This is a genomic window from Novosphingobium organovorum (genome assembly GCF_022832435.1).
Taxonomy (GTDB): domain Bacteria; phylum Pseudomonadota; class Alphaproteobacteria; order Sphingomonadales; family Sphingomonadaceae; genus Novosphingobium; species Novosphingobium organovorum.
In genome coordinates, this window is record NZ_JALHLF010000095.1 from 1 (window position 1) to 14,930 (window position 14,930).

At 67.7% G+C, this 14,930-nt stretch carries 17 protein-coding genes; 15 read left to right on the top strand and 2 right to left on the bottom strand.

The features are described from left to right. Window positions 1-679: MotA/TolQ/ExbB proton channel family protein (locus MTR62_RS16870; protein ID WP_244023102.1), on the bottom strand; the 679-nt coding region annotated here is incomplete at its 3' end. A 242-nt stretch (window positions 680-921) separates the two neighbouring features. Here MTR62_RS16870 and flgB point away from each other — a divergent pair. The 14 genes from flgB to MTR62_RS16940 all read left to right on the top strand — a co-directional run bounded on the left by flgB (window position 922) and on the right by MTR62_RS16940 (window position 11,589). Then, window positions 922-1,269, top strand: coding sequence for a flagellar basal body rod protein FlgB (gene flgB / locus MTR62_RS16875; RefSeq protein ID WP_244023104.1), 348 nt, complete (start codon window positions 922-924; stop codon window positions 1,267-1,269). A 17-nt stretch (window positions 1,270-1,286) separates the two neighbouring features. Next, the gene (flgC, locus tag MTR62_RS16880; RefSeq protein WP_407672701.1) at window positions 1,287-1,679 is read left to right on the top strand and encodes a flagellar basal body rod protein FlgC; all 393 of its coding nucleotides are present in this window, start codon (window positions 1,287-1,289) and stop codon (window positions 1,677-1,679) included. Beyond that, a complete protein-coding gene (locus MTR62_RS16885) occupies window positions 1,676-2,026 on the top strand; it encodes a flagellar hook capping FlgD N-terminal domain-containing protein (RefSeq protein ID WP_244023108.1) in 351 nt (116 codons plus the stop codon). The genes flgC and MTR62_RS16885 overlap by 4 nt, the downstream gene beginning before the upstream one ends. 28 nt (window positions 2,027-2,054) lie before the next feature. After that, a complete protein-coding gene (locus MTR62_RS16890; protein ID WP_244023110.1) occupies window positions 2,055-2,870 on the top strand; it encodes a flagellar hook-basal body protein in 816 nt (271 codons plus the stop codon). 22 nt (window positions 2,871-2,892) lie between these two features. Beyond that, window positions 2,893-3,660, top strand: a complete 768-nt coding sequence (locus MTR62_RS16895) for a flagellar basal body rod protein FlgF (RefSeq protein WP_244023112.1) — start codon at window positions 2,893-2,895, stop codon at window positions 3,658-3,660. Window positions 3,661-3,691: 31 nt separating this feature from the next. Continuing rightward, on the top strand, window positions 3,692-4,480 hold the full coding sequence (gene flgG / locus MTR62_RS16900; RefSeq protein ID WP_244023113.1) for a flagellar basal-body rod protein FlgG: 789 nt from the start codon (window positions 3,692-3,694) through the stop codon (window positions 4,478-4,480). A gap of 71 nt (window positions 4,481-4,551) precedes the next feature. Continuing rightward, the gene (locus MTR62_RS16905) at window positions 4,552-5,226 is read left to right on the top strand and encodes a flagellar basal body L-ring protein FlgH (RefSeq protein WP_244023115.1); all 675 of its coding nucleotides are present in this window, start codon (window positions 4,552-4,554) and stop codon (window positions 5,224-5,226) included. An 11-nt stretch (window positions 5,227-5,237) separates the two neighbouring features. Next, window positions 5,238-6,350 (top strand): flagellar basal body P-ring protein FlgI, encoded by a 1,113-nt coding sequence (locus MTR62_RS16910; RefSeq protein ID WP_244023116.1) that lies wholly within the window; start codon window positions 5,238-5,240, stop codon window positions 6,348-6,350. Beyond that, window positions 6,347-6,745 (top strand): rod-binding protein, encoded by a 399-nt coding sequence (locus tag MTR62_RS16915; RefSeq protein WP_244023118.1) that lies wholly within the window; start codon window positions 6,347-6,349, stop codon window positions 6,743-6,745. Before MTR62_RS16910 ends, MTR62_RS16915 begins: the two co-directional genes overlap by 4 nt. A 3-nt stretch (window positions 6,746-6,748) precedes the next feature. Beyond that, window positions 6,749-8,080, top strand: a complete 1,332-nt coding sequence (gene flgK, locus MTR62_RS16920) for a flagellar hook-associated protein FlgK (protein ID WP_244023120.1) — start codon at window positions 6,749-6,751, stop codon at window positions 8,078-8,080. 11 nt (window positions 8,081-8,091) lie between these two features. Beyond that, complete coding sequence (locus MTR62_RS16925; RefSeq protein ID WP_244023122.1) at window positions 8,092-9,012, top strand: flagellin N-terminal helical domain-containing protein; 921 nt, start codon at window positions 8,092-8,094, stop codon at window positions 9,010-9,012. Window positions 9,013-9,076: 64 nt separating this feature from the next. Continuing rightward, the gene (gene motA, locus MTR62_RS16930) at window positions 9,077-9,940 is read left to right on the top strand and encodes a flagellar motor stator protein MotA (protein WP_244023123.1); all 864 of its coding nucleotides are present in this window, start codon (window positions 9,077-9,079) and stop codon (window positions 9,938-9,940) included. A gap of 2 nt (window positions 9,941-9,942) precedes the next feature. Beyond that, window positions 9,943-10,776, top strand: coding sequence for a flagellar motor protein MotB (locus MTR62_RS16935; protein WP_244023125.1), 834 nt, complete (start codon window positions 9,943-9,945; stop codon window positions 10,774-10,776). A 192-nt stretch (window positions 10,777-10,968) separates the two neighbouring features. Next, window positions 10,969-11,589: a YceI family protein gene (locus tag MTR62_RS16940; RefSeq protein WP_244023128.1), complete on the top strand. Its 621-nt coding sequence runs from the start codon at window positions 10,969-10,971 to the stop codon at window positions 11,587-11,589. Between the two features lie 694 nt (window positions 11,590-12,283). Here MTR62_RS16940 and MTR62_RS16945 read toward each other — a convergent pair. Beyond that, complete coding sequence (locus MTR62_RS16945) at window positions 12,284-13,108, bottom strand: flagellin N-terminal helical domain-containing protein (RefSeq protein ID WP_244023130.1); 825 nt, start codon at window positions 13,106-13,108, stop codon at window positions 12,284-12,286. Window positions 13,109-13,481: 373 nt separating this feature from the next. Between MTR62_RS16945 and MTR62_RS16950 the strand changes: the two genes are divergently transcribed. Further along, on the top strand, window positions 13,482-14,786 hold the full coding sequence (locus MTR62_RS16950) for a sigma-54 interaction domain-containing protein (protein ID WP_244023132.1): 1,305 nt from the start codon (window positions 13,482-13,484) through the stop codon (window positions 14,784-14,786). The last annotated feature ends 144 nt before the right edge of the window (window positions 14,787-14,930 follow it).

Consider the following 14,930-nt stretch of genomic DNA (forward strand, 5'->3'; position numbering starts at 1 on the left):
CCGCGCCTGTCGCCTTACCCGGCGCGGCGGGCAGGCTCGCGGCCTGGCTCGGCAGCGCGACCGCGACCTGCTGCTCGAGCCAGTCGAGCACGGCCTGGCGTTCCTTTTCCTCCTCCGCCGCGCGCCGCGCGACCATCCGCGCGAGCGGCGCGAAGACCATGTTGCCGAGCAGGAGACCATAAAGCGTGGTGAGCACCGCCATCGAAATCGCGGCGGTAAAGCTGCCCCCGCCCGACGCGGCGCCGCCGCCTGCGGGCAGCTGGCTGAGCGAGACCAGTGTTCCGGCCAGCCCCAGCACCGGCGAGAGATCGGCCGCCTGGCTCAGCGTGCGCACCGCGCGCATCGCCTGTTCGGCGCGGCGGCGCTTGTGCGCGATATGCGCGATGTGCAGGCCTGCGACCGAGCGCGAGCCGATCAAGGCATCGGTCGCCGCGTCGATCTCGGCATCGCCCGAGAGGTGCGGCTGGGTGCGGATGACCCCGTCCTGGCGCATCTCCTGAACGTGGACCGCCAGCTCGGCCTTGAGATGCGCCCCACGAAAGCGGCGCCGCAGCAGGCCGCGCAGCGCGACGAGCGCGGCGCCGCTGTCGGCAAAGCCGCAGCGCAGCAGCGTTGCCAGCAGGGTTCCGCCCACCACGATCAGGGCGCTGGTTTCATCGAACAGGTTGTGCGGGTTCATCACGGCGGCGCAGGTCCTTCGCATCCTTGTGGAGGGCAAGAACGGCAGTCCCATGCATAATTCAGGCCGGGCGCGCATTTGCCGCCTTTCCGGCAAGAGCTTGCCGCCCGTGCCCGCCAGCTTGCCCTTGCGCGGGACCGCGCGGCCCCCGCATCGCCCCGGTTTCGCGCTGTTTTCCGTCCTCCGGCCGACTGGCACGCCCCTTGCTGAAAGGACCGCGGAACAAACGCGAAGGAAGGATCATGCCGCAGGACCTGTTCGGCATTCACGGCAAGGCGCTCGAACTGCGTTCGCAGCGCATGGGGCTCATCGCCTCGAACATCGCGAACGCCGCAACGCCTGGCTACAAGGCCAAGGACATCGATTTCACCGCCGCGCTCGGTTCGGCGCAGGACGGCACCGACACCGAGACCGCGGCCCAGCGCGCCACGCTCTACCGCGTGCCGGTGATGCCCGCGCTCGACGGCAACACGGTCGAGCTGCAGAACGAGCAGCTCGCCTTCTCCGAGAACGCGGTCGGCTATTCGACCACGCTCGAGTTCATTCGCAGCCGGGTCGACACCGTCAAGCGCGCGCTGCGGGGAGACTGACGATGCCCGCCAACCCCATGACGCTCTTCCAGCTCGCCCAGCGCGGCATGTCCGCGCAGATGGTGCGGATGAACGCGGCGGCTTCGAACCTGGCCAACGCGGGCACCGTCTCGGCCAGCGAGAGCGAAGCCTACAAGCCGATCCGCGCGGTCTTCGCCGAAGATCTCGACAGCGCCAGCGGGCTCGCCTCGGTCGACGTGCGCGCCGTCGTGCGCGAACAGGCCGCGGCGATCCGCCAGCACAACCCCGATCACCCCCTCGCCGATGCCAACGGCGATGTCTGGGCCACTCCGGTCGATGAGAACGCCGAGATGGTCGAGATGCTCGAAGCCTCGCGTCAGTACCAGAACCTGGTCGAGGCCCTGTCCACCGCCAAGCAGCTCATGCTCGAAACGATGAGGCTCAAATGACCGTAACCTCCGTCACCTCGACCAGCTCGACGACCACCTCCTCGAGCACCGCCACCTCGCTCGAGGATCTGACCTCGGGCGACTTCCTGACGCTCATGCTCGCGCAGATGGAACAGCAGGATCCGTTCAACCCGGTCGACCAGACCGAGATGCTCGCGCAGATGGCCCAGTTCTCCTCGCTCGCGACGACCACCGACATGGCCGACACGCTGAGCACCATCTCGACCCAGCTCGACACGCTCAATTCGACCCAGACCGCCACGCAGGAAGCCGTGGCCGCCCTGGCCGCCCAGATCGAGGCGCAGAACGCCGCCTCGGCCCAAACCGACACCACCACCAGCGCCTGATCCGCGCCCCCCGAGAGAGTATCGCGCCATGTCCTATTACACCTCGCTCACCGGCCTCAAGAACGCGCAGACCGACCTCAACGTCATCTCGCACAACATCGCCAACGCGGAGACCACCGGCTTCAAGAAGAGCGACACCGCCTTTGCCGACATCGTCTCCTCCTCGATCCTCACCGACCCCTCGCTGACCACCGGCATCGGCGCGCGGGTCAGCGCGATCCAGCAGAACTTCTCGCTCGGCCCGGTCGAACAGACCGGCTCGGCGCTCGACGTGGCGGTCAACGGCGAAGGCTTCTTCACCGTCGTCTCGCCGCTTTCGGGCGAGACCCAGTATACCCGCGCAGGCTCGTTCACGGTCGATGGCGATGGCTACATCAAGAACGCACAAGGCATGCGCCTGCAGGTCTTCCCGGTCGATTCGACCGGCGCGATCACCTCGACCACCACGCTCCAGGACGCGCTGATCCCCGCGACCAATTCGGCGGGTGAGGATTTTGCGGGCGTCACGATCAGCGCCGACGGCTCGGTCGTCGCGACGTATGCCGACGGGTCGAACGAGACCATCGGTGTGCTCGTGCTCGCCAACTTCATCGCGCCGCAGGGCATGCGCCAGGAAGGCAACGCCAGCTGGTCGGCGACCGGGGTTTCGGGCGCGGCGACGTACGGCCAGCCCGGCTCGGGCCTCTACGGTTCGCTCATGGCCGGTTCGCTCGAACGCTCGAACGTGGACATCGCCGACGAACTGGTCGCGCTGATCACCGCGCAGCGCGATTTCCAGGCCAACGCCAAGGCCGTGGATACCGCCACCCAGCTCTCGCAGACCATCATCAACCTGCGCAGCTGATCACGACACGGACCGCTGAACCATGGATCGCCTGATCTACACCGCGCTGTCGGGCATGGCCAATTCGATGACACGCGAACGCGTGATCGCCTCGAACATGGCCAACGCCCAGACCATCGGCTTCAAGTCGGAAATCCTCAACGCCACCCCGATGACGCTCGAAGGCCCGCAGCTCGAAGTGCGCGCCATGACGAGCGCCGACGTCAAGGGCGCGCTGATGAAGGACGGCGCGGTGGTCAACACCGGCAACCCGCTCGACGTGGCGCTTTCGGGCGATACCATGCTCGCGGTCCAGGCCGCCGACGGCGGCGAGGCCTATACCCGGCGCGGCGACCTGTCGGTCACCCTGACCGGCGTGCTCCAGAACGGCGATGGCCTGCCGGTGCTGGGCGAAAACGGCCCGATCAGCGTGCCGCCGGGGGGCGCGATCACCATCGCCCCCGATGGCGGGGTGCTGGTCGCCGATCCCACCACGCCCGACGCCCCGCCCGCGCGCGTGGCGACGATCAAGCTGGTCTCGACCACCGGATCGAGCGTCACCAAGACGCTCGCCGGCCAGTTCCGCGTGCCGGGCGACGGCATCGTGGGCAGCCCGAACGAATTCGGCGTGCTGCCCACCGATGCCAACGCGCGGCTGATCCCCGCCTCGCTCGAACAGTCCAACGTCAGCGCCTCCGAAGTGCTCGTCGACATGATCTCGGCGCAGCGCCTGTTCGACCTTCGCACCAAGCTCATCGAAACCGCGCGCCAGCTCGACGAGGGCGGCGCGCGCCTGATGCGCATCGACTGATTTTTCCCGCACGAAAGCGAAAGCCCGACCCATGCCTTCATCCGCCCTCCAAGTCGCCCGCACCGGCCTCGAAGCGCAGGACACGCGCATGCGCGTGATCGCCAACAACCTAGCCAACGTCTCGACCACCGCGTTCAAGCGCGACCGCGCCAACTTCGCCACGCTCGCCTACCAGGACGCGCGCGTCGCGGGCGCGGCTTCCTCGAACGAGACGACCTACGCCACCGGGCTCAACCTGGGCACGGGCGTGGGCGTACAGTCGACCACGCGGATGGAGACGCAAGGCTCGCTCCAGACGACCGGCAACAGCCTCGATCTCGCGCTCGACGGCGATGGCTACTTTCAGGTCACGCTGCCCGGCGGCCAGCTCGCCTATACCCGCGCGGGCAACTTCACCCGCTCGTCCGAGGGCGTGCTGGTGACCAGCCAGGGCTACGCGCTCGAACCCTCGATCACCATTCCCGAAGGGGCGACCTCGATCACCATTTCGGAGGACGGCACCGTCTCGGCGCAGCTCGCCGGGCAGTCGGCCCCCTCGGAACTGGGGCAGATCACCGTGGCCACTTTCACCAACCCGAGCGGCCTGCAGGCGGCTTCGGACAACTTCCTGCTCGAAACCGCGGCGAGCGGCGCGGCCCAGGTCGGCGTCGCCGGACAGGAAGGGCGCGGGCAGATCCGCCAGGGCATGCTCGAGGCCTCCAACGTCAACATCGTCGAGGAGCTCGTCGACATGATCGAGACCCAGCGCGCCTACGAGATCAACTCCAAGATGATCTCGGCGGTCGACGAGATGCTGCGCAACGCCAACCAGACGCTGTAACCGCCATGATCGCTCCCGCTTCGCTTGCCCTTCCGTCCCGGCGCGGTCCGCGCACCGGACACTCTCGCCCCATGTGGGCGGCCGTGCTCATCGCCGCACTGGTGGTCGCGCTCGGCGCCACTCCGGCTCAGGCGAAGAAGAAGCCCAAGCTCAGCGGCTTCGAGGCGACACTGCCGATCGTGCCCGCCGCCCCAGAGGTCGCCGCGCCCGCCACGGGCAGCATCTTTGCCGCCGCGGGCGGCTATTCGCCGCTCTACCAGGGCAACCGCGCCAGCCGCGTGGGCGATCCGGTGACCATCCTGCTGGCCGAGACGACCACCGCCTCCAAGTCGGTCAAATCGAGCAACGGCAAGAGCGGCGGCGCCTCGATCACCCCGCCCACGGCCGGGCTCCTGTCGTTTCTCAACCCCAATGCCCTTAATGCCAGCTCGACTTCGTCGTTCAGTGGTCAGGGCAGTGCGGCGCAAACCAGCACGCTTGCCGCCACCATGTCCGTCACCATCGCCGAAGTGCGCCCCAACGGGACCGCGCTGGTCAGAGGGGAAAAGAAGATGTTGCTCAGTCAGGGAGACGAATGGATCCGGTTTTCCGGCATCGTGCGCCTGATCGACATCGACCAGGACAACACCATCGCCTCCTCGCGCGTGGCCGACGCCAAGATTGAGTATTCGGGCAAGGGCGCGCTCCAGCGGGCCAGCACGCAAGGCTGGCTGGGCCGCTTCTTCAACCTGATCTCGCCGTTCTGATGGGGGCCTGGATGCACCGCAATCTGCCCATGATCCTGGCGCTGGCCTTCGCCGCGCTCGCCGTGTTCCTTGCCCCCTCCTTCGCGCAGGCCGAACGCGTGCGCGATCTTGGCCAGTTCCAGGGCGTGCGCTCGAACCAGCTGACCGGCTACGGCATCGTCGTCGGGCTGCCGGGTACGGGCGACGACAACCTGGCCTATCTCACCCAGGCCATGAAGGGCGTGTCGGGCCGCATGGGGCTGACCCTGCCCGCCGGTGTCGCCCCCGGCCTCAAGAACGCCGCGGCGGTCATGGTCACCGCCGATCTGCCCGCTTTTGCCAAGCCCGGCCAGCGCATCGACGTTACCGTCTCGACCATCGGTAAGGCCAAGTCGCTGCGCGGCGGCGCGCTGATCCTGACCCCGCTCTACGGCGCGGACGGCCAGGTCTACGCCATGGCGCAGGGCAACCTCGCGGTGGGTGGCCTCGGCATCTCGGCCAACGACGGCTCCAAGCTCACCGTCAACATCCCCACCGTCGGGCGCATTGCCGACGGCGGCTCGGTCGAGCGCGCGGTGGCGACCGGGTTCGATAGCGCCGAGACGCTGCGCTGGAACCTGTTCAACGCCGATTTCCTCACCGCCGCGCGCGTGCGCGACGCGATCAACCAGCGCCTGCCGGGCACCGCCTCGGTCGAGGACGGGGTCTCGCTCGCGCTCAATCTCCCGGCCGAGCCCAACACCCGCGCCAGCGTCATGGCCGCGATCGAGATGATCGAGGTGAAGCCCGCCGAAACACCCGCACGCGTCGTCGTCAATTCGCGCACCGGCACCGTCGTCATCAATTCGGCGGTGCGCCTTTCGCCCGCCGCGATCAGCCACGGCAAACTCACCGTGCGGGTCGATGAAAAGCCCACCGTGGTCCAGCCCGCGCCATTCAGCCAGGGCCAGACCGCGATCGAGCCCAATTCGACGATCACCGCCGAGGAAGAGAACCGCGCCATCGCGCTGTTCCAGCCGGGCGCTTCGCTCAGCCAGGTGGTCGACGCGCTCAACATGCTGGGGGTCACCCCGTCCGACCTCGTCGCCATTCTCGAGGCGCTCAAGCAGGCCGGCGCGCTCAAGGCCGAGATGGTGGTGATATGACCGCCTCGCTTTCCTCCGCTTCGGCGGCCTCCTCCACCGCCGCGGCGTCGAGCAGTCTGGTGCTTTCGCCCGAGCTGGGCCTCGCCAGCGCGCCCGAGGCGAGCCAGCGCGAACAGCTCGCCGCCGCCGCCAGGCAGTTCGAGGCGATCTTCGTGCGCCAGATGCTCGCCGCCGCGCGCAAGACCAGCTTCGACGAGAACGGCGTGTTCTCGAGCCAGGCGGTGCAGACCTTCCGCGAGATGCAGGACGAGCGCTTCGCCGAGATCGCCTCGCAGACCGGCGCGCTCGGCCTTGCCACCACGATCGAGGCCCAGCTCGCCCGCTACCTGCCGCCCGAAAGCGCCGCGCCGACGCAGGCCGCCCCTTCCCCCGACACTTCGACCAAGGACAGCTAAGCCATGGCCTCAGATCTCATCTCGATGGCGAGCAGCGGCACCCGCGCGGCGCGAACGGCGCTGGAGATCACCTCCAACAACATCGCCAACGCCTCCTCGGAAGGCTACGTGCGCCGCTCGGTCTCGCTTAGCGAAGTGGCGGTTGCCAGCGTCAGCAGCGCGCCCACCGCGATCAACCTCGCCGGTGTTGCGGTCTCGGGCGTGGTGCGCAACGCCGATGCCTTCCGCCAGTCCGAAGTGCGCCGCACCGGCGCCGACGCGGCGCGCGCCTCGGCCGAATTGCAGGGGCTGGAAAACGTCGAATCCGCGGTCGAGGCGACCGGGGTCTACGATTCGATCGTCGATTTCGAGGCCGGCCTGCAGGAACTGCTGTCGGACACCACCGACGGCGCGCTGCGCGCCTCGGTACTCGAACAGGGCCGGACCATGGCCGAAACCTTCAACGTGGCGGCCAGCAGCCTCGATTCGGTAGGCGAAGGCCTGCGCTTCGAGGCGCAGGACGGGGTCGACAACGTCAACCGCATCACCGCCGAGCTGGCCCGCGTCAACTTGCGTCTGGCGCGCGCGGCCGATGCCTCGAGCGACCAGACCTCGCTGCTCGACCAGCGCGATTCGCTGCTTCAGGACCTGTCCGAATACGTCGACGTGAAGACCACCTTCGCCAGCGACACCGGCGTCGTCACCGTCACCGTGGGCGGTACCGCGCTGGTTTCCGGCGGAGACACCGCGACGCTGGGCATGGACACCGCGAGCGACGGCACGATCGCCTTCACCATCGACGGCACGGCGGCGACGGTCTCCTCGGGTTCGCTCGCCGGGCAGAGCCTCGCGCTGACCCAGGTCGCCACGACCCGCTCGGACCTCGACGCGATCGCCGCCAAGGTGATCGACGTCATCAACACCGCGCAGGCAAACGGTGTCGATCTCAACGGCAACACCGGCACCGCGCTGTTTTCGGGCACCGGCGCGGGCGATATCGCGATGATCGCGACGAGCGGCTCGGCGATCGCCACGGCCACCGCAGGTTCCGCCGCCAACAGCCGCGACACCACCAATATCGAGGCCATGCGCACCGCGCTGTCGAGCGCCGATCCGGCGGGCGACATGGACACCCTGCTGTTCGGCGTGTCGAGCGCGGTGGCCGGGCGGCAGGTCACGCTCGACGCGCTCGAATCGATCGCCAGCACCGCCAAGGTCGCGCTCCAGGCGCAGGCCGGGGTCGATCTCGACCAGGAGGCGGTCAACCTCGTGCGCTACCAGCAGGCCTTCCAGGCCAACGCGCGGGTGATGCAGGTCGCCACCGACATCTTCGATTCCATCCTGGCCATCCGCTGAAGGGCCCCGCCATGACGATCGTCTCCACCAGTACCAGCGCCTTTTACGAACGGGCCCGCGCCGACATGAAGGACCTGCGCTCGCAGGCCGAGACGCTGCAGGCGCAGATGAGCAGCGGGCAGAAGCTGACCCGCTCCTCCGACGACCCGGTCGCCGCCTCGCGGTTGCGCACGCTCGGTCGGCTCGAGAAGCTCTCGGACATCGACGCGGCCAACGCCAACCGCGCCAACGCCGACCTGACGCTGGCCGATGCGGCGATGTCGGACATGGCCGACGCGATCATCCGCGCGCAGGAACTGGCAACGCAAGCCGCCAACGACACCATCACCGATGCCCAGCGCACCGCGATCGGCCAGGAACTCGACGAGATCTTCAACAACCTCGTCTCGCTCTCGAACGCGCGCGATTCGAATGGCCACGCGCTGTTCGGCGGCGAAAGCGCGGGCGATGCCTACGAAATCGACGCCAGCGGCGCGGCGGTCTATGTCGGCACCACCAATACCAGCGAGCTGCCGCTGGGCGAAGGCCAGACCGTGACCCGTTCGATGACCGGGCCGCAGTTCCTTTCCTTCACCGACGCGAACGGCAACGCCACCGACATCATGGCCACCGTCAAGGCGCTCGCCACCGCGCTCCAGGGCGGCTCGAGCGATCCGGCCGGGGCGGCCAACGAAGCGCTCACCACGCTCCAGTCCGGGCTCGACGCGCTGACCACCGGCCAGACCGTGGTCGGCACCCGGCTGGCCTGGATCGAGCTGACCGACGAGCGCCGCGTCAATCTTCAGGAACTGCGCCAGACCGAGGAATCGAACATCGGGGCGACCGACATCGCAACCACCATCGCCACCTTGCAGGAAACCTTGACCGTGCTCGAGGCGAGCCAGGCCAGCTTCACCAAGCTCGCCGGCCTCACCCTGTTCGACAACATCTGATCACCCACTCCGGCCCGGTCACCCGCCAGGGTGCCGGGCTTCTTGCTGACGGGGGAAGTTAACCATGTTTGCAATCATCGGCATCGTCATCCTGCTGGTGATGGTCTTCGGCGGGTTTGCCATCACCGGCGGCGCGCTGGGCCCGGTGATGCACGCGATCCCGCACGAGATGCTCATCATCGGCGGCGCGGCCGTGGGCGCGATCGTCACCGGCAACTCGATGCACGAGCTCAAGGTCCTGGGCGGCGGTTTCGCCCGCGTGCTCAAGGGGCCCAAGCACAACAAGCAGGACCACATCGACGTGATCGTGCTGACCGTGCGGCTGATGAAGATCCTGCGCTCGGAAGGCCCGGTCGCGCTCGAAAGCCACGTCAACGATCCCAAGTCCTCCTCGCTCTTCGCCGAGTTCCCCCGCATCCTGGGCAACCACGCGCTGACCGATCTCATCTGCGACACGCTCACACTGATCGTGGTGTCCTCGGGCACGCTCGAGGTCCACGCCGTCGAGGACGTGATGGACAACGCGATGAAGACCCATTTCCACGAGTTCCACGAGCCTCAGCACGCGATCCAGAACCTCGCCGACTCGCTCCCGGCGCTGGGCATCGTGGCCGCCGTGCTGGGCGTGGTGAAGACGATGGGCTCGATCGACAAACCGCCGTCGGTGCTGGGCGAGATGATCGGCTCGGCGCTGGTCGGCACGTTCATGGGCGTGCTGCTGGCCTACGGCATCGTCGCGCCGATGGCCGGGCGGCTCAAGCAGATCAACGACCAGGACGAGATGATTTTCCACTGCGTCAAGCAGGTCATCATCGCCAGCCTGCACGGCTGGCCGCAGCCGCTCGTCGTCGAAAGCGCGCGCTCGGGGCTGGGCCACGCCTTCCGTCCCGGCCTGTCCGAACTGCTTGACGCGATGCGAGGGCGCTGAGCATGGCCCGCAAGAAGGACGAACCGCTCCCCCCGATCATCGTCAAGAAAGTCACGGTGGTCGCGGGCGGCCACCACGGCGGCGCCTGGAAGGTGGCCTATGCCGACTTCGTGACCGCGATGATGGCCTTCTTCCTGCTGCTGTGGATCCTGGGCGCGACGACCGAAAAACAGCGCAAGGGCATTGCCGACTACTTCACCCCCACGCTGGTCCAGACCCGCAAGCAATCGGCGGGTTCGGCCAACGGGCTGCTGGGCGGCTCCTCGCTCACCGATGCCGACAACTATCCCCATGCGATGGGCCAGACCGGCACCAAGGCGCTGACCATTCCGCGCGGCCCCACCGGCGGCGCGAAAGAGGGTGACAAGCCGATCAAGCGCACCGCGCGCGCCAAGGAATCGCTCGAACAGAAACTGCGCTCGTCCGAACGGCTGCGCCGCCTCGCCAAACAGGTGCGGCTGGTCGACACCACGCAAGGGGTGCGCATCGATCTGGTCGACGATGCCGATTTCGCGATGTTTCGTCTGGGCACCACCGTGCTCACCCCGGATGCCTCCGAACTGCTCAACGCGATCGCCGAGGCGGTCGGCCCCAACGCGGCGCAGCTGACCATCCGCGGCCACACCGACGCGCTGCCCTTCCTGCCCGGCACCACCGGCAACAACTGGTCGCTGTCGGCGGGCCGCGCCGAGGCCACCCGCCAGGCGCTGATCCGCGACGGACTGCCCGAGGACCGCTTCCGCCGGATCGAGGGCGTCGCCGACAAGGAGCTGCTGATCCCCAAGGACCCCAACGATCCGCGCAACCGGCGCATCTCGATCACCCTGCTCGACTGAGCCTGGCCCGTCCGCCTCCCCCCCCCCCCGGACGTCTGTCTGACTGCCACGACGCGCGGCTTGCTCTTGCCCGCCGCTCGGGCATAGTCTTGCGGTCCCCCGGTCGCCGACCAGCGGACCGCCATCCGGGCGGTCCGCCAGCGCTCCGCCGTGAGCGCGGCACCGGGACAGACCGACCAGGAGACTTCTCGGATGCGTTCCTTCCCGCTTGCCCTGACCACCGGCGCTGCCCTGCTGATAGGCCTGTGCGCCGCCGCCCCGAACACCGCCCCGCCCCCGCTCGCCGGAAGCTGGATGCTCGAACAGGGCGCCTCGCGGCTCTCGTTCGTGACGATCAAGGCTGGCGAAGTGGTCGAGGCGCACCGCTTCGACACATTGTCGGGCTCGGTTGCGGCCGATGGTACGGCGACTTTCGCCATCGACCTCGCCTCGGCCAGGACCGGTGTCGACGTGCGCGACCAGCGCCTGCGCGACATCCTGTTCCAGACCGCCCAGTTCCCCAAGGCCACGGTGACCACCAGGATCGATCCCGCCAAGCTGCGCGGTCTGGCCGTGGGCGCGCAGACGCTGCTCCCGGTCGAAGCGACGCTCGACCTGCACGGCGCCAGCGCGCCGATCGAGACCACGCTCGCCGTCACGCGTATCGCCAGGGACAAAGTGGAAGTGGAAACGAGCGCACCGATCATCGTCGATGCTGGCAGCTTCGGTCTCGAGGGCGGTCTTGCCAAGCTTCAGGAACTGGCCAGCCTGCCGTCGATCACGGCGCAAGTACCGGTAACCTTTTCCCTGGTCTTCGATCACCAGGGCGACTGAAACCGTCTCGTTTTGGGACTATCGGGGTCAGCGCTTTTCGCAATGCACAAAACACATCTGGCCGTGCTGGCCCCGGTCCCAAGATTTCCGACGTTACCGCACACCATGTATCATTTCTCTATATTATTTAGTGACTTAGGTGAATTTTTACGCTTTCGGGCAGATTAACCTCTTGCTAGAACGCGAGGGTGTGAGGTGCGTTCAAAACGAATGAGGATGGTGCGTTGCGTTTTTTTCGACTGTTGATGTGTGCATTAGGTCGACACAAGCCGTTGCGATCCCGCGTGAAGTGGGACGGAACGCACTTCGTGGGCACCTGTGAACACTGCGGGGTCGAAGTGCGCCGTGTCCGCAAGAACATGTGGCGCAAGGACTGGCTGAGCAAATGAGGCCTCGGGGCACGACACGCCCTTCCTTCGCCCGCTGATGCATCCCCCCTCTCCTGCGCGCAGCCAGTCGGCTCGGGGCTGATCCCCCGACCGCCGGTCGAGACTGGCCGCGCAAGGGCTTTTCCCAGCCTGCCCAAGCCGCGCCACGCTATCCGCTCCAGACGGATCAGGCCCGCGTCGCCTTGCACGTTCGCGTTCGCGTTTGCGAATCGCAAATGGGCCCGGCGGTCTGGGGAAGGAACCGCCGGGCCCAACTGGAGGCCCACGTGGTCAGTGCGGGCCATGCGTTACGCCGTTGTAAGGCCTTAGCGCAGGAGCGAGAGAACGTTCTGCTGGCTCTGGTTGGCCTGCGCGATCATCGCGGTCGACGCCTGGCTCAGGATCTGGGCCTTGGCCATCTGCGTGGTCTCGCTCGAATAGTCGGCATCCTCGATGCGCGAACGCGCGTCCGACAGGTTCGTCACGTTGCTGGTGAGGTTGTTGATCGCCGATTCGAGACGGTTCTGACCGGCACCCAGCGACGCGCGGGTCGCGTTGACGTCGGCCAGCGCGAGGTCGACGTTGTCAATCGTCGTCGAGGCCGCCGAGGCGTCGCTCACGTCGAGCGCGCTGGCATCGATGTTGGTGCCGTCGATCGCGGTCGAGGTCAGCGTGATCGTCTCGCCCGAGTTGGCGCCGGTCTGGATGTCGAAGCTCACGTCGGTGCCCGAGGTGGTCGAGAACAGCGTGTTACCGTTGAACTTGGTGTCCGAGAGGACGTCGGCGATCTGCTCGGTCAGCGCGGTGACTTCCGACTGCATCGCGGTGCGGTCCGAGTCCTGATAGGTTGCCGAGGCCGACTGGACCGCAAGCTCGCGCACGCGCTGGAGCATGTTCGAGACTTCCGACAGGCCGCCTTCCGCGGTCTGCGCCAGGCTGATACCGTCGTTGGCGTTGCGGATGCCCTGGCTCATGCCCTTGATCTGGGCAGTCATGGACGTCGCGATGGCAAGGCCAGCGGCGTCGTCCTTGGCCGAGTTGATGCGCTTGCCCGACGACAGGCGCTCCATCGCGGTGCCCAGCATCTTGTTCGCCGTGTTCGAGGCGTTCGACGCCTTGATCGCCGAGATGTTGGTGTTGATGACTGACATTTAGTTAGCTCCCGTTTTCTGTCCCGAAGCCGAAAGAAAAACAAACCACCCGGCCCATCCGGCATGGCTGTCAGCACCTAGACCGGTTGACGGGCCGAATATTTAAGCGGGAAAATCGCCCTCGTTTGCAGCCTCCTTGCAAGAATGGCGGAAAAGCGCGCGAGGAGCGCCGAAAAAACGCGCCTGCCCGCAGCGTGCCCGCCATCCAGGGCCGCCCACCGCCATCGCGCGCCAGAGCGGGCGCGCCGCCATGGCTGATGGAATGTTTTTGCCCGTTACGGGATTCCACAAGGCCTTAAATTCTTAAAACCTTGGCCGTTCCCGCGCGATACCTGCCTCTCGGAAACTGGTTACTTCCACGGGGAATTCGAACATGTCAGGTCTGTCCTTCAGCCCGCAATTCGGGAGGGATCACGGTCCGTTGGTGGAGCGCGCTAGCGCCATCGCGGGCACTCTCGTCGATCGCACCGCGATCGATCTGCGTGATCTCTCCGACACCGCGCCGGTGAACGGCCGCAAACGCACGGTTCGCCTCGCCCGCGCGGCGCGTCCGGCGCTGGCCCAGGACGGCCGGGACGTGACCGTCTCCTATTGCGACCCCGTCAGCGAGACCTCGCTCGCCATGCTGCTCGCCGCGATGGCCGGGCGCGAGGGGCCGATCGCGGCCGACCCGGTCAGCCTTTCGGTGCTGGCGCTCGCCGAGCGAGTCGCGGGCAGCGACATCCCGGTGCTCGTCAACGGCCCGACCGGGACCGGCAAGGAAGTGCTCAGCCGCTTCATCCACGCGCGCAGCCCCCGCCGCTCCGGCCCGTTCATCGCGGTCAACTGCGCGGCCATGCCCGAGACCATGCTCGAGGCCATGCTGTTCGGCCACAAGAAGGGCGCCTTCACCGGCGCGACCGAGGCCAGCGAGGGCTTCATGCGCGCGGCCGACGGCGGCACGCTGCTGCTCGACGAAATCGCCGAGCTGCCGCTCCAGCTCCAGGCCAAGCTGCTGCGCGCGTTGCAGGAACAGGAAGTCGTGCCGATCGGCTCGTCCCGCCCGATCCACGTCAATGTGCGAGTGATCGCCTGCGCCAACCGCGACCTGCCCACCGAAGTGGCCGAAGGACGGTTTCGCGCCGACCTGTTCTACCGCCTCAACGTCTTCCCGCTCACGCTGCCCGCGCTCAAGGCGCGGCCCGACGACATTGCTCCGCTGGCTTACGCGATGGCGCTGCGCCACGCCGACAATCCGGCGCAAGTCCCCTGCCTGTCCGAAGCCGCGCTGGCCATGCTCAAGCTGCATTCCTGGCCGGGCAACGTGCGCGAGCTGGAGAACGTGATCCGCCGCGCGCTGCTGCTGTCGATGGGCCACGCCACGATTACCCCCGAACACATCGTGTTCGACAGCCCGGCGCGCCTCATCGCGCCCTTTCCCGACGAACCGCGCCACGCCGAACCGGCCGCCGATGCGATCACGCTGGACGGCAGGCGGCGCCTGTCGAACATCGTCCAGCAGTCCGAGGCGCGCGCCATCGTCGAGACGCTCGATGCCTGCGAGGGCAACCGGCTCCAGGCCGCGCGCGCGCTGGGCATTTCCGAGCGCACCTTGCGCTACCGCCTCGCCTCGCTGCGCGAAGCCGGGATCGAGGTCGGGCGCGCGTCGTCCTACCGCGCCGCCGGGGGCCGTCGATGAGCGCGATCGCGTCCCTTTCCTCGATTTCGGGCAGCGACGGCGGTATCCAGCAGATCCTCGACATGCGCGCGCAGATCATCGAGCGCAACCAGGCGCTGCGCGCGATCCACGCGGCTGACGCGGCCGCGAGCGCGGGGCTCGCGC

What these genes read in the sequence shown, in the direction of transcription:
- flgB (WP_244023104.1), top strand. Translation starts at nt 922, where the DNA reads ATGCCGCAGGACCTGTTCGGCATTCACGGCAAGGCGCTCGAACTGCGT.
- flgC (WP_407672701.1), top strand. Translation starts at nt 1,287, where the DNA reads ATGACGCTCTTCCAGCTCGCCCAGCGCGGCATGTCCGCGCAGATGGTG.
- MTR62_RS16885 (WP_244023108.1), top strand. Translation starts at nt 1,676, where the DNA reads ATGACCGTAACCTCCGTCACCTCGACCAGCTCGACGACCACCTCCTCG.
- MTR62_RS16890 (WP_244023110.1), top strand. Translation starts at nt 2,055, where the DNA reads ATGTCCTATTACACCTCGCTCACCGGCCTCAAGAACGCGCAGACCGAC.
- MTR62_RS16895 (WP_244023112.1), top strand. Translation starts at nt 2,893, where the DNA reads ATGGATCGCCTGATCTACACCGCGCTGTCGGGCATGGCCAATTCGATG.
- flgG (WP_244023113.1), top strand. Translation starts at nt 3,692, where the DNA reads ATGCCTTCATCCGCCCTCCAAGTCGCCCGCACCGGCCTCGAAGCGCAG.
- MTR62_RS16905 (WP_244023115.1), top strand. Translation starts at nt 4,552, where the DNA reads ATGTGGGCGGCCGTGCTCATCGCCGCACTGGTGGTCGCGCTCGGCGCC.
- MTR62_RS16910 (WP_244023116.1), top strand. Translation starts at nt 5,238, where the DNA reads ATGCACCGCAATCTGCCCATGATCCTGGCGCTGGCCTTCGCCGCGCTC.
- MTR62_RS16915 (WP_244023118.1), top strand. Translation starts at nt 6,347, where the DNA reads ATGACCGCCTCGCTTTCCTCCGCTTCGGCGGCCTCCTCCACCGCCGCG.
- flgK (WP_244023120.1), top strand. Translation starts at nt 6,749, where the DNA reads ATGGCCTCAGATCTCATCTCGATGGCGAGCAGCGGCACCCGCGCGGCG.
- MTR62_RS16925 (WP_244023122.1), top strand. Translation starts at nt 8,092, where the DNA reads ATGACGATCGTCTCCACCAGTACCAGCGCCTTTTACGAACGGGCCCGC.
- motA (WP_244023123.1), top strand. Translation starts at nt 9,077, where the DNA reads ATGTTTGCAATCATCGGCATCGTCATCCTGCTGGTGATGGTCTTCGGC.
- MTR62_RS16935 (WP_244023125.1), top strand. Translation starts at nt 9,943, where the DNA reads ATGGCCCGCAAGAAGGACGAACCGCTCCCCCCGATCATCGTCAAGAAA.
- MTR62_RS16940 (WP_244023128.1), top strand. Translation starts at nt 10,969, where the DNA reads ATGCGTTCCTTCCCGCTTGCCCTGACCACCGGCGCTGCCCTGCTGATA.
- MTR62_RS16945 (WP_244023130.1), bottom strand. Translation starts at nt 13,108, where the DNA reads ATGTCAGTCATCAACACCAACATCTCGGCGATCAAGGCGTCGAACGCC.
- MTR62_RS16950 (WP_244023132.1), top strand. Translation starts at nt 13,482, where the DNA reads ATGTCAGGTCTGTCCTTCAGCCCGCAATTCGGGAGGGATCACGGTCCG.